The sequence below is a fragment of the Leptotrichia sp. OH3620_COT-345 genome, from assembly GCF_003932895.1.
Lineage (GTDB): Bacteria > Fusobacteriota > Fusobacteriia > Fusobacteriales > Leptotrichiaceae > Pseudoleptotrichia.
Window position 1 is genome coordinate 107,348 of sequence record NZ_RQYW01000007.1, and the last position, 13,870, is coordinate 121,217.

Here is a 13,870-nt window from a genome sequence, read left to right on the forward strand (position 1 = left end):
CTCTTTCACTCCTTTTTTCCTTTATTTTTATTATATTTCATTACTTTTTCATATATAAATTCAGTTAGCTCTTCTTTTCCCGTATTTTTAAGTGCCGAATAGAAAAAGACATCTTCACTGCTAAATTCCAATTTCTTTTTTATTTCTTTCATCTGTCGAAATTTTTCATTATTGGATAGTTTATCAGTTTTGGTAAAAATAATGTAATATTCTATATCGTAATATTCCAACCATCTTAACATTTCCATATCTTCATTTGACGGAACTCTTCTTAAATCAAAAAGTAAAAATACAACTTTATCTCTTTCAGACTTTAAATAAGTTTCTATAGTATTTCCCCAATTTTTCTTAACAGTTTCAGGAACTTTTGCAAAACCGTAGCCGGGTAAATCTACAAAATAAATATTATCATCTATTAAAAAATAATTTATAAGCTGAGTTCTTCCCGGTGTTTTACTTGTTCTCGCTAAATTCCTTCTGTTTGTCAAAGAATTTATAAGAGAGGATTTCCCTACATTGGATCTCCCGATAAAAGAAAATTCGATTCCTTTTTTTTCAGGATAATCTCTTTCATAAACTGCCGATTTTACAAATTCGGATTTTTTTATTTCCAAACTAATCTCCTTTAATTAAATATAAATTTTAAAATTTTTTTTCGCTTCATTTAAAGATTTCTGCTCAGGCATAAAATACCATACTCCATTTATCATTTTTCCGTCACCTTTTATTTCCTGTTGATTGAAATTCGATTTATTTATTAATATGGCAGGAAGAATTGATACAGCTTTTAAAGGATTAAAAAATATTTCCATTTTTTCCTCCATATACGAATACACTCCAGGAATATAATGCCATCCTGACGGTGAAACAAGTTTTTTTGCAATACTTTGTATAACTTGTCTTTGTCTTTCATCTCTTTTAAAAGCACTGTCAGTTTTTCTATGACGTGTGTATGCTAACGCTCTTTCTCCTTTAATATTGTATGTATGTCCTTCGACAAACTTCTGACTGTCCTGTGTAAAAGAGTGATTTGCTACTATATTCACTCCCCCGATTATATCAGTTAAAGTTATAACATCATCAAATCTGAACAGCACACTGTAATTTATTTTTGTGTCAAGCAACTTTTCAACTGCTTTTACTGTACATTCTTTTCCTCCATAAGCAAAAGAATGATTGATTTTATCAGATCTTCCACCTTTTTCACATGGAATTTCCGTATATGTATCTCTCGGAATTGATACCATCTGAATTTTTGCCATAAGAGGAGTCACTTTAAGAAGTATTATCCCGTCACTTCTCGAACCTTTCAAAGGCTCATAAGGTCGTGCATCACTTCCTAAAATTAATACATTAAAAGGAATGCTCAACCAACCTAAACATGCCAAAACTACTATTAATAATATTTTTTTCATTATTCCACCTCTTTTAACTTCTTTGCATTTTTCATCCCAAATTTTCCAGAAACTTTTCCACTTCACTGTTCAGTTCTTCTAAATTACCGCTGTTCTTTATTATATAATCACTTTTTTTCTTTTTTTCATCTATATCCATCTGTGAATTTATAATGTTCAAAGCTTCTTTTTTAGTTCTTTTATCTCTTTGCATAATCCTTGAAACCTGTGTATTTTTATCAGAATATATGAGTAAAATAATGTCAAACTCTTTTTCAAGATTAATTTCAAATAGTAAGGGTACATCTACAACTATTATTTTATATGTTTTTTTTAAACTTTCCATTCTTTCTTTCATTATTTTTATAATCAAGGGATGCATTATAGAGTTTAATATACTCACCTTTTTTTCATCTTTGAATACTATTTGTCCTAATTTATTTCTTGATATTTTCTTTTTCCCAAAGTTTCCAGATTCGTTTGCTGATGTATTCTCCAACACTTCATTTCCAAAATTCTCAACTACTTTTTCAATAACTTCAGGATATAAGATAACTTCCCTTGAAATAATATCAGTATCTACAACGGGAATTCCTTTTTTCCTTAATATTTCCGCCACAGTACTTTTCCCTGTACCTATCCCCCCTGTTAATCCTATTATCATAACTCCGGCCTCTATTTATTTTTTATATTCATTCTAAATACCTATTTTATATTTCACTGTAATACTCGGGTTATTCCATTCCGTCAAGCATTAAACGAGCATCCTTATCACCATTATCTGACGCTTGTTTTAAATATTTTTTTGCAGTTTTCTTATCTCCAAGATCATAATAAGAAACTCCTAAATTATAAAGAGCTTTTTTATTTCCTACTTTATTTAATGCTATCTCAAAATATTTTATAGCTTCTTTAGGCTGTTTTAATTGAGAATATATCAATCCCGTATTATAAGCATTTTCATTCATTCCGTAATCATCTACAAGAGACTTGTAATATTTCACCGATTCTTGTAATTTTTTCTGTTCATAGTAAAGTACTGCAAGATTATTTACTCCTTTAGCAAGTTTTCCTTTTTCTATTGATTTCAAATAGTACTTTTCAGCCTCTACCTTATTCCCTGACATATCATAAGAAAGAGCTATATTATAAAGCAATTCAGGATCTTCATTTACTCCATCCATTGTTTTTAATATATTTGCCGCTTTTTCTCCCTGATTTTGTTCCTGATAAAGATAAATCAAATTATATGAGGCTTTCCGCTTTTCTCCCATATTTATAGCTTCTTTATAATATTTTTCAGCCAAATCATATTTTTTCTGTTTTTCATAAACTGTTCCCAAATTAAGAGCTGCTTTTCCCGTTTTATTTTTATTGTAAGCACTCAAAAAATATTTTTCAGCTTCCTGTAATTTTCCTGATTTTTCATAAAGTACAGCAAGATTATAAGCGGCCGTATCATCTTTTTCCTTATCCACTGCAAGTTTATAATAATTTTCCGCTTTTTTAACATCTTTTGCTTCATCATATAAAAGTCCCAGTCTATAATATATTCCATTTATACCTTTTGATAATGCCTTTTCAAAATACCTTACTGCATTTTTATTATCATTTGCCTTTTCATATAATACTCCGAGATTATAAGCGGCTTCAGCACTGCCAAACTTATCAGCTGCAATTTTATAATTTTTTTCAGCAAAAACCCTATTTCCCATTTCTTCATATAAATTTCCTAAATTGTAATAAGCATCTCTATCTCCATTATCAGCAGCCATCTGAAAATATTTTATTGCTTCATTTTTCTGACTTAACTCCCCATATATCAAACCTAAATTATACATCGCATCTACATTTTTAGTTTTTTCTACCGATTTTTTATAATTTTCAATTGCAAGATTTTTATTTTTACGGCTTGAATACATATATCCCAATTTATAATATGCCTTATTTTGACCCAATTTTACTGCTTCTTTATAATATTTTTCAGCTTGTTTCATATCTTTCAAAGTATCATACAAAACTCCGAGATTATATGCTGTATCCCCATCTTCTTTTTTTAAAAATGATTGCTTATAAAAATTTTCAGCTTCTTTATAATTTTTTTCAGTGTGATATTTCAATCCTTTATTAAATAATTCCTCAGAAGATACTTCCTCGGAAAATATATTAAATGATATGAGTAATGCTATTATTCCTAAAATAAATAATTTTTTCATAAAAACCTCCAAAATTTTATTTTCCTTACTTTTTTAAGTGGACAAAAAATATCTTTAACTAATTTTTTATATCTTTTAAAATCATTAATTTTTTTAAACTGCAAACTTAAATTATTTCATGCCTTTTCTAATTTTCTCTGATATTAAAAATTTTTCCAAAAAATATAAAATTGTACTAAATTAAAAACAGTTGTCTGAGCAAATCAAGTTTCCTATTTTTACAGTACAATGAATATATTTTACAATTAAAAAATTTTTCAGTTAATAGATGAAAGTATGAGTGTGGCAATGAGCCCCCATAAAAAATTCTTTTTATTATTTTTCTATATTCAAATTTTCTAATATAAAAAATTCTCCATTAAATGATAGCATTTTTCTTTTTAAATTTCCATAAAAAAATTTCCAAAAACTTATGCATATTTTTCGGAAATTTTTAAACCTTTATTGATAAATATTAAATCTCTCTCATTTCTAAAGTTCTCAACAGCTTTTTATTATCAAACGCCAATCCTCCACCTACAACTACCGATTCTAATGAATTTGTAGCTCTATTTATAGTTATCTGTACTCTTTCTTCTATCAATTTATCAAAATTTCTTAAAAGAGAACCTCCTCCTGTTAAGACTATCCCATTATTAAGTATGTCCGCCGACAGTTCAGGAGGACACTTTTCAAGAACTTCTTTTAATGCAATTATTATTTCATTTATCGAATCTTCAATTGCTTCTCTCACTTGATTTGAATTTATTTCAACTGTTTTGGGTATTCCGGTAGACAAATCCCTTCCTTTTATAGCAACTGTCAGATTTTCCTCTCCTGATACCGGCATAGCTGTTCCTATTTCTTTTTTCAAATTTTCTGCTGTTTTATCTCCTATAAGAAGATTAAACTTTTTCTTTACGTATTTTACTATATCATCATCAAAATTATTACTTGCAATTCTCACTGATTTACTTGCAATAATTTCATCAAGGGATAAAATCGCTATATCAGTGGAACCACCACCGATATCTATGACTGTATTCCCTTCAGGCAGTGAAATGTTTATTCCTGAACCTAAAACTGCAGCTCTTCCCTCTTCAATCAGATATATTTTTTTTGCACCGATTGCAGCATCAAAAATTGCTCTTCTTTCGATACTTGTAACCTCAGCCGGAACACATATCATAATTTCCGGTCTGAAAGGAGAACCACCGTATATCTGTTTCACAAAAATATTAAGCATTTCCCTTGTTGCATCTATATCAGAAATAACTCCCTCACTTAAAGGTCTTATTACAGCTAAATTATCTGATGTTTTCCCAAGCATTTCTTTAGCTTTATGACCTATTGCTACTATTTCTCCGGTTTTTTTATCCTTCACTAATACAGAAGGTTCGTTAAGTACTATTTTCTTTTTCTGTTTATCATAAATTAGTATATTTGATGTTCCCAAATCAATCGCAATATTTTTCTTTGTTCTGAAAAAATTAATAAATCTTGTAAATTTAGACATTACTTACTCCTTTTATTTTTTATTACTTTTTAATCTTAAATTTTTAATAATTCTTTTTCCTTTTTAGATAGTACTTCATCAATCGCAACAGTAAATTTATCAGTCATTTTTTGAACTTTATCTTCTCCTGACTTTAATTCATCTTCTGTAATTTCACCATCTTTTTCCAATTTTCTTATTTTATTATTCGCATCCTTTCTAACATTTCTTACAGCCACTTTACCTTCTTCGGCTTCTTTCTTTACAAGTTTTACATATTCTTTCCTACGATCTTCAGTTAATTCAGGAACTACGAGTCTTATAATTTTCCCGTCATTTGAAGGATTAAATCCTAAGTTTGCCTGTAAAATAACTTTTTCTATTGCAGGAATTATCGATTTATCCCAAGGATCTATTGTAAGCAATCTGGCTTCAGGAGCTGAAATCGTTCCTACCTGATTTAACGGTGTCATTACTCCGTATGCTTCCACACTTACTCCATCAAGCATTGAAACACTTGCTCTTCCTGCTCTCACATGTGAAAACTTTTCTTTTGTATTTTCTAAAGCTTTTTGCATTTTATCTTCTGTTTCTAATAAAATCTCCTCTAACATTTTACACCACCTTTAAATTATTTGTTTTATCTTATTATATACTTTATTTACAACAGTTACAACTAAAATTTACAAAATTATTAAATTTTTTGAATTTTTATTTTACATTCTAATTATATTTCTTAACTTTTACTCGTTCACAACTAAAGTTCCTATATCTCCACCTTCAACCATTTTCAGAATATTCCCTTCCTCAAGGGCATTGAAAACGATTATAGGCATTTTGTTTTCTTTACACAAAGAAAGTGCTGCCGTATCCATTACACCTAAATTCTGAGAAATCGCTTCATCAAATGTTACTGTATCATATTTTACTGCATCACTGTATTTCATAGGATCCTTATTATAAATCCCTTCAACTTTAGTCCCTTTTGCAAGTATGTCGGCATTTATTTCCAATGCTCTTAATGCACCGCTTGAATCTGTAGTAAAATATGGATTTCCAGTCCCACCTGCGAATATTACAACTCTACCTTTCTCCAAATGTCTTATTGCCCTTCTTCTTATAAAAGGTTCTGCTACCTGAGGCATCTGAATTGCTGTCAGAACTCTTGTAGGTATTCCGAAATGCTCTATTGCATTCTGGAGAGCAAGTCCATTCATAATAGTTGCAAGCATTCCCATAGTATCTCCCGTTACTCTGTCTACTCCCTTGGAAGTTCCCGTAGCTCCTCTAAATATATTTCCTCCTCCAATGACAATAGCTATTTCTGCTTTTTTATCATGAACTTCCTTTATCTGTCTCGCAAAACTTTCAAGAACTTCATCTGAAAAACCGAATTCTTTATTTCCTGCAAGAGCTTCACCACTTAATTTTAATAATATTCTTTTATATTTAAGCATTTTACAACCTCCTGAATTTCAAAAAAATAGAGGGATAAAATCCCCCTTTTTTTAATTTCCGGCTATTTGTGCAGCAACTTCTGCAGCAAAATCTACTTCGCTTTTTTCTATTCCTTCTCCAACTTTAAATCTGTCGAAAGACACTATTGAAAGAGGGGCAACAAATTTTTCAATAGTTAAACTGTCATCTCTTACATATTTTTGGTTTACAAGACAATTTTCTTCATAGAATTTTCTCATTTTTCCTTCTAATATTTTTTCTACAATATTAGCAGGCTTTCCTTCCTGTTCAAGCTGATGTCTTGCTATTTCCTTTTCTCTTTCCAGATCTTCGGCTGTTACTTGATTTGAATCAAGATATTTCGGATCCATAGCTGCTATATGCATAGCCACACCTCTCGCTTTTTCTATATTTTCGGATGTAGCCTCACCTGTCATATTTACTAATACCCCTATTTTTCCACCTAAATGAATATAAGTTTCAACAAATCCGTCAGTTTTAACTAATTTTAATCTTCTTATATTCATATTTTCACCGATTTTAGCTATTAATTCAGTTAATACATCTTCTATTTTTTTACCTTCCAGTTCCAATGCCTTCAATTCATCTTCACTTGTTACGTCATGAGTTAAAGATAATTCAACCAGTTTTTCTCCAAATGATTTAAATTCGTCATTTTTTGCAACAAAATCAGTTTCAGAATTAAATTCAAGGATAGCTCCTTTTTTTCTGTCTGCTGAAACAGCTCCGAATACAAGTCCTTCAGCTGCAATTCTTCCTGATTTTTTAGCAGCTTTTGCTATTCCTTTTTCTCTTAACCAGTCGATTGCTTTTTCTATATCTCCATTGTTTTCTTCCAATGCTTTTTTACAGTCAAGCATTCCTGCCCCGGTTCTTTCTCTTAGTTCTTTAATTAATGCTGTTGTAACTGCCATGTTACTTTCCTCCTAATTTTATTTATTTTACTTTTTTAATTCCAAATTTTCTATTTTTTTGAATAAATTTTTTACAAACTTAATATCATCAGAAAACTTTTCTTTTTCAGATGTTCCCATTAATTTTTTTGCCCATTTCTCTGCCTCTTCATAATTTTTAAGACCTTCATGGTACATTTCCGTCAGCATATACTGTCCATTCATATCTCCTTTTCGGGCAAGAGGTATAAGTAATTTTTCCAATTTTTTATAATCTTTTTGATTTGTATATATATTATCCAGTACATATACAATTTCTGTCATAGTTTCTATATTTTCTTCATCAAATTTCAACACTTCCAAGGTATATCTTTCTGCCATTTTATAATTTTTATCACCATGATAAAGAAGTATTAGTCTTAACGTTGAATATTCATTTCCCATGATTGAAAATATCTTATGATCTCTAATCTGTCTAAGTCCTTCATGAAAACCGGATTTCAATCTTTCTATATATTTTTTATATTTTTCCGGCATTTTCTTATTCAACTCTTCATACAGAAGAAACAGAGAATCCATTCCGGTACCTTCATTGCCCAATTCTATTGCTTTTAAATAATACTTTTCAACTTTTTTATAATTATTTAAATTATAATAGGAAATCCCTATCATCTTATAAGCATATTCATCTTCCGGATGTTTTTCAATATATTTTTTTAATAATATAATTAAATTTTTACGATCATTCTTTTGAGCTGAAGTTTCAAATTGTTTCTTAAAATCTGCTTTTTCTCTTAAATATCTATTCATAGATTTTGCGTCTATTATATAATAACTATTTGTTTTTTGTATATCATTTTTATTCTGTTCAGCTAACGCACTGAAACTCCCTAATAAAAATAATCCGATTTAAATTCTTTTCATAATCCTTTTTGTCCTTTTACGTAATTTCAATTACAAAGTAATACTTTATTATAAAATTATTGTTCAGGCGGTAATTATACTATCAAATAAATAACTGAAAAAACCCGATTAATAATATTATAAAACTGTATATATTATTTTAGAATCTAAATATTTTCAAAATAAAAATTATTATTTTTACGGGAATAGGGGAATGATTTTATTCCCCTGTTATTTATTAATTTTATTATGCTTCTGTATTTTCTTCATTAACTTCTTCAACTGTTTCTTTTATTACTACTTCTTCAGAAAAGTCTTCATCTACTGAAACTTCCAATTCCTGTTCACTGTCAACAAATCCTTCTACTCCACCGTTTCCTTCTACCGCAGCATTTGCAATAACCTGTGCAAATAACTTAACTGATCTTATTGCATCATCATTTGCAGGTATTTTATAAGTTACAAGTTCAGGATCCACATTGGTATCGATTAATGCGATTACAGGTATTCCTAATTTTTTTGCTTCTTCAAGTGCTAAAAATTCTTTTTTGATATCTACAACGAATAATGCTGCAGGAAGTTTACTCATATTTTTAATTCCACCAATATTTTTAGACAATTTTGCCATTTCTTTTCTTAACAATCCTGCTTCTTTTTTAGTATATGCTGTATCAAGAGTTCCGTCAGCATCCATTTCTTCAAGCTCTTTCAATCTCTTTACTCTTGTTTTTATAGTGTTTAAGTTAGTAAGAAGTCCTCCAAGCCATCTATGGTTAACATAAAATCCTCCTGCTCTTTCTGCTTCTTCTTTTATAGCTTCTTGTGCCTGTTTTTTAGTTCCTACAAAAAGTACTTTGCCTCCGTTTTCAGAAATTTCTCTTACAAATTCATAAGCTCTTTCTGTAGCTGATAAAGTCTGATGTAAATCCAATATGTGGATTCCGTTTCTTTCTGTAAAAATATAAGGCTTCATTTTAGGATTCCATCTTTTTGCCTGATGACCGAAATGTGCCCCTACTTCTAATAATTGTTTCATTGTGATTACTGCCATGTGTTTCCTCCTATTTTATTTTGGTTTTTCTCCCACTTATCTCTAAAAACAGATTACCTGTCAGGTAACACCCTATTTTTAGATAAAACAAAGTGTGATTTATAATCAGGTTATTTTATCATTTTTTATATTCATTGTCAATGCGGTTCATATTTATTTTATATAGAAAAAAGAGAGTTAAAAAACTCTCTTTAATATATTTTCGATAAATTTATCATCTAAAATCGGATTTGTATTTTTTCCAATATCTATTTTGTTGTCAAGCCTATGCTTAATCCTGCTCTTAATTCATTAATTTCTATTGTTTTTCTTCCTGACTTATCTTTTGCAGTTTCTTTATGTACAGGTCTGTATCTTACATAAGGATTAATTGTAACTTTTCCTACTCCAGTTTCAAATTCTTTTTTATAATGTAAGTCTGTCCATACTGAGAAATAATTGTAATAACCATTTATCGCTGTATATTTTTCCCACTCATTATCTACTGTAAGTTTACCATAAAATCCTGCGAATGAAGGTGTAGTATAATGAACTGCTGTATAGTAATCAATATAAACATTTGATTTAGCTTCTTTTCCTGTTCCGCTTACCTTTCCTTTTGCATCTCTGAAGTGATGTATTAAATCAACATTATATCCGATTTTCCCGATATTTCCTTCATAAATTTTTCCGCTTGTACTTAAATCCAGGTTTAATCCCCAACCGTCAGCTTTATTATTTACAAAGTCTGAACCGCTGAAATGATAATCTCCTGATTTATTTCCATTTATATTGAAATATACTCCTTGAAATGTTGTAGAAATTTTTTGACCGAATACAGTTACATCAAATGAAGGACCAAAATATATCTCATTTAAAATTCCTTTAGTACGTGATGTTCCTTTAAGACTTTCACTACCTGTTAAAGGATCTATTTTCTGTCTGTTTGTATCACTTATCCAACCAAATACTGTGTTAGTGTCTAGTGCTCCCAGTTTTACATTTTTACTTATTTCCAATTTTGTATACCAGTTTTCTCTTTTGTTATAAGTTCCTAATGCAGTTATTTTATTATTTTTAAAATTGTTTCTGTTAGTATCATTATCATGTCTAATAAGGAAACTTGCATTAAGTCCCCATTCATCAACTAAACCGAATTCTCCCGATACTATTTTTCTCCATCTTGTTCTTGCTCTGTTATTTTTCTTAAATCCCGCATTTCCTATTCCGTTAGCTTTATCTCCATCTCTATCTTGCCAACCTTGTCTTAATTCATTTGTTACTTTTATACTTTTTAAAACATCCTGATCAGCTGAAACTATTCCTGATACGGCTAATGTTAAAGCTAATAATCCTAACACTTTTTTCATAATTCCTCCTAAATTATTTGTTAATATTTTTTATCCATACATATATTACACTAATCATTAAAGTATAATATTATATATTCAATATACATTATACCTCATTTTTTTATTTTGTCAAGGAAAATTATAAAAAAATTTTAAGGATAAAAAAAGGAAACTTAATAAACATTTCAAAATTAACTTATAAAAAATTTGATAAAAAATTTTCAACAAAAGTTCTTTTATATTCAACTTTTTTTCATAAAGACTTTTTACTACCTCTAAATTTCCTTTATTGACTATAGAATTTTTAATATTTAATAATATAAATTCCGGAACTTTTTATATACATTTCACTTTTATGATTCCTACTATTCTATAATTTAATTACACTTTCACTTAAAACTATTTCTATTACTTTTAGTCCTCTTCAATATTCAAATTTTATAAAATATAAAAAACAGTGAATCTCTATATTTTTATATTGAAAAGATATTTTTGAACATAGTAAAATTTAAATTAAAATGCTTTTTGATCGAACTTTTTTATAAAAAAATTCAGATATATTTTAACAAAAAAAGAGAGAAAATTTCCCTCTTTTTTATATTTTTACTATTTAACTGTTAATCCTACGCTTACTCCTGCTCTGAATTCATTAGTTTCAGTAGTTACCTTTTTGTTATCTTTATTGTGTTTATTATATTCAGTTTCTCTATGTAACGGTCTGTACTTAATGAAAGGATTTACTGAAACTTCTCCTACTGCAGTATCAAAAGCAGCTTTATATCCTGCATTTGTCCAGATTGAGAATTCATTTTTGTATCCACTTACCGCTGTATGCTTTTCCCATTCATTTTCCATATTTATTTGTCCATAGAATCCTGCAAATGAAGGAGTTGTGTAAGTAGCTCCTGTTATATAATCCAAGTAAACACTTGACTTAGCTTCTTTATCAGTAGCTGCAAGTTTTCCTTTAGGATCTCTTAATTTATGATTTAATTCAACATAATAGTCAACTTTTCCTAAATTTCCTTCATAAATTTTCCCGTCAGTTGCAAAATCAGCATTTAATCCCCAACCGTCAGTTTTTCCTCTTTGGAAATCTCTACCATCTGCATAATAATCAGCAGATTTTTTACCATTACTGTTAAAGTAAACCGCTTGTAATGTAGTAGATATATTTTGTCCTAATACTGATATTCCGAAAGTAGGTCCAACATAAATTTCATTTGAAATTCCCGTTGTAGTTTTATGAGTATCCTTTGTACCTTCTTGTGAAGACTTATGAGTCCATCCTAAAACAGTTTTAGTTTCAAGAGAACCTATATTAAGTGCTTTTCCTAATTCAAAATTAGTTTCCCATCCACCTTTTCTTATATCAGATACTACATTTTCACCATTTGCATTGTAAGCATAGAATCTGTCACTATCTTTCTGGATTTTAAATTTTGCATCCAATCCCCATTCGTCATTTAATCCGAGTTCTCCAGATACAACATTTCTCCATCTTAATCTTACCTTATTTCTTTTTTTGAAACCTGCATTTCCTATTAAATTAGCATCTTTTCCATCTTTATCAGTCCAAGTCTGTCTTAATTCTGAAGTTGCTTTTATGCTTTTCAGAACATCCTGGTCAGCAGAAGCTATTCCGGATACAGCTAATGTTAATGCTAATAATCCTAACAATTTTTTCATAACTTTTCCTCCTAAAATTTTCGTTTTAAAATTTATTACTTTCTAACAACCTATCGGTATTCTAACATAATAGAAAGTTTTTGTAAAGTTTTTTTTGACTTTTTCCTTATTTTACAACATAATATAATTGTTCCGATATTTCTCTTTCCATTTGATTAATCCCTTTAAATACAGCTACTCAACATTTTTTATATATTTATATATAAATAAAAAGAATATATCTCAATAAACATAATCATAAATAAAATATATTGGAATATTTATTTTTTAACTACTCTACTTCCTGCGCCGCTTATAGATACTGAAGCTTTTCCTGATTTTGTAAGAGCTGTTTTATAATATACTACGTTTGATGCTCCCTGTATTCTTATACTCTTTACAGATTCGACATTTACAGTATTCCCTGCTCCTCTTATTGTTATTGAAGAAACTTTTCCTTTTATTGTAAGTGTATTTGATGCCCCCTGTATTATAACAGCTTCTCCGTTTAAAGTTACAGTTTTATTGTTTGATGCTCCCTGTATTATATAGTTTTCACCATCTCTTTTAACACTTCCCGAACCTCCACCAATATCATCTCCTATATCTCCTACAGACGGTGTAGGAATTTTTACATTAATTATTCCCCCTAGATTTATTGATGTTGCATTTATGATTCCTGTAATAAAAAATAGAGTTATTATTTTTTTCATATTTCCCTCCTAATATTTTAAATAATTATTTTTTATAAACTTCACTTCCCGCACCGCTTATATCCATGTAAGGTAACTCTCCCGTCAAACTTTTTTCATAAATCACAGTATTTGCAGCTCCTTCAATGACAATATTCCCCACTGTTTCCACATTAACCGTATTGGAAGCCCCTTTTATTATAATTGAAGAGGCTTTTCCTTTTATTGTAAGTTTATTGGAAGAACCGATTATTTCCACAGTTTCTCCATTTAACTTAACTGTTTTATTATTATTTGTTCCGTTTACTACATACTTTCCTTTTTCTTTTCCTACTTTTCCGGTTGAACCTGTGGGAATTTTAATAGTTGTACCTACACCTACACTTACAGGACCGATAGGAACACCCACTCCTATGCCTATACCTGTACATGACATAATTAAAATTGAAACTACTCCTATAAACAAAATATTTTTTATTTTTCTCATCTCTTTGCAGATTATTTGTAATTATTCTGCTTCTCCTTTCTATAAATTTCATAAATTTATAACTAAGTTACATATATTTTTATAAATAAAAAATAGTGCGGTCTAAAATTGAATATTCAGTATGGAATATTATAATTTATATGACCAACACTATTTTCCTCATTATTTAAAACAGTTGTTTCAATTTATTACTTAACGATAGTAGCAACAACTCCTGAAGCTACTGTTCTTCCACCTTCTCTTATGGCAAATCTCAGTCCTTCTTCCATCGCAATAGGATGT

The 13,870-nt window shown here is 29.3% G+C and carries 15 protein-coding genes; all 15 read right to left on the reverse strand.

Annotation, left to right across the window (positions count from 1 at the left end; all coding sequences use genetic code 11):
- Nucleotides 1–5: 5 nt before the first annotated feature.
- Nucleotides 6–614, reverse strand: a complete 609-nt coding sequence (gene yihA / locus EII29_RS05895) for a ribosome biogenesis GTP-binding protein YihA/YsxC (RefSeq protein WP_125236610.1) — start codon at nt 612–614, stop codon at nt 6–8.
- 15 nt (nt 615–629) lie between these two features.
- Complete coding sequence (locus EII29_RS05900) at nt 630–1,415, reverse strand: LCP family protein (protein WP_125236611.1); 786 nt, start codon at nt 1,413–1,415, stop codon at nt 630–632.
- Nucleotides 1,416–1,446: 31 nt separating this feature from the next.
- The gene (coaE, locus tag EII29_RS05905; RefSeq protein ID WP_125236612.1) at nt 1,447–2,058 is read right to left on the reverse strand and encodes a dephospho-CoA kinase; all 612 of its coding nucleotides are present in this window, start codon (nt 2,056–2,058) and stop codon (nt 1,447–1,449) included.
- 70 nt (nt 2,059–2,128) lie between these two features.
- Nucleotides 2,129–3,610, reverse strand: a complete 1,482-nt coding sequence (locus tag EII29_RS05910) for a lipopolysaccharide assembly protein LapB (protein WP_125236613.1) — start codon at nt 3,608–3,610, stop codon at nt 2,129–2,131.
- A 454-nt stretch (nt 3,611–4,064) separates the two neighbouring features.
- Nucleotides 4,065–5,105 carry a rod shape-determining protein gene (locus EII29_RS05915; protein ID WP_125236614.1) on the reverse strand — a complete coding sequence of 347 codons (1,041 nt, stop codon included), beginning with the start codon at nt 5,103–5,105 and terminating at the stop codon, nt 4,065–4,067.
- Between the two features lie 35 nt (nt 5,106–5,140).
- Nucleotides 5,141–5,698 (reverse strand): ribosome recycling factor, encoded by a 558-nt coding sequence (frr, locus tag EII29_RS05920; protein WP_125236615.1) that lies wholly within the window; start codon nt 5,696–5,698, stop codon nt 5,141–5,143.
- 129 nt (nt 5,699–5,827) lie between these two features.
- Entirely contained in the window at nt 5,828–6,541 is a 714-nt protein-coding gene (gene pyrH, locus EII29_RS05925; protein ID WP_125236616.1) for a UMP kinase, read from the reverse strand.
- 51 nt (nt 6,542–6,592) lie between these two features.
- Complete coding sequence (gene tsf, locus EII29_RS05930; RefSeq protein ID WP_125236617.1) at nt 6,593–7,477, reverse strand: translation elongation factor Ts; 885 nt, start codon at nt 7,475–7,477, stop codon at nt 6,593–6,595.
- Between the two features lie 27 nt (nt 7,478–7,504).
- Nucleotides 7,505–8,266, reverse strand: a complete 762-nt coding sequence (locus tag EII29_RS05935; protein ID WP_125236618.1) for a tol-pal system YbgF family protein — start codon at nt 8,264–8,266, stop codon at nt 7,505–7,507.
- Nucleotides 8,267–8,606: 340 nt separating this feature from the next.
- Nucleotides 8,607–9,410: a 30S ribosomal protein S2 gene (gene rpsB, locus EII29_RS05940; RefSeq protein ID WP_125236619.1), complete on the reverse strand. Its 804-nt coding sequence runs from the start codon at nt 9,408–9,410 to the stop codon at nt 8,607–8,609.
- 248 nt (nt 9,411–9,658) lie between these two features.
- Nucleotides 9,659–10,759, reverse strand: coding sequence for a succinate dehydrogenase/fumarate reductase iron-sulfur subunit (locus EII29_RS05945; RefSeq protein WP_125236620.1), 1,101 nt, complete (start codon nt 10,757–10,759; stop codon nt 9,659–9,661).
- 588 nt (nt 10,760–11,347) lie between these two features.
- Nucleotides 11,348–12,430, reverse strand: coding sequence for a succinate dehydrogenase/fumarate reductase iron-sulfur subunit (locus tag EII29_RS05950; RefSeq protein WP_125236621.1), 1,083 nt, complete (start codon nt 12,428–12,430; stop codon nt 11,348–11,350).
- Nucleotides 12,431–12,690: 260 nt separating this feature from the next.
- A complete protein-coding gene (locus EII29_RS05955; protein WP_125236622.1) occupies nt 12,691–13,122 on the reverse strand; it encodes a DUF3060 domain-containing protein in 432 nt (143 codons plus the stop codon).
- A 25-nt stretch (nt 13,123–13,147) separates the two neighbouring features.
- Nucleotides 13,148–13,588, reverse strand: coding sequence for a DUF3060 domain-containing protein (locus tag EII29_RS05960; RefSeq protein WP_125236623.1), 441 nt, complete (start codon nt 13,586–13,588; stop codon nt 13,148–13,150).
- A gap of 188 nt (nt 13,589–13,776) precedes the next feature.
- Nucleotides 13,777–13,870: hypothetical protein (locus EII29_RS05965; protein WP_199726032.1), on the reverse strand; the 94-nt coding region annotated here is incomplete at its 5' end.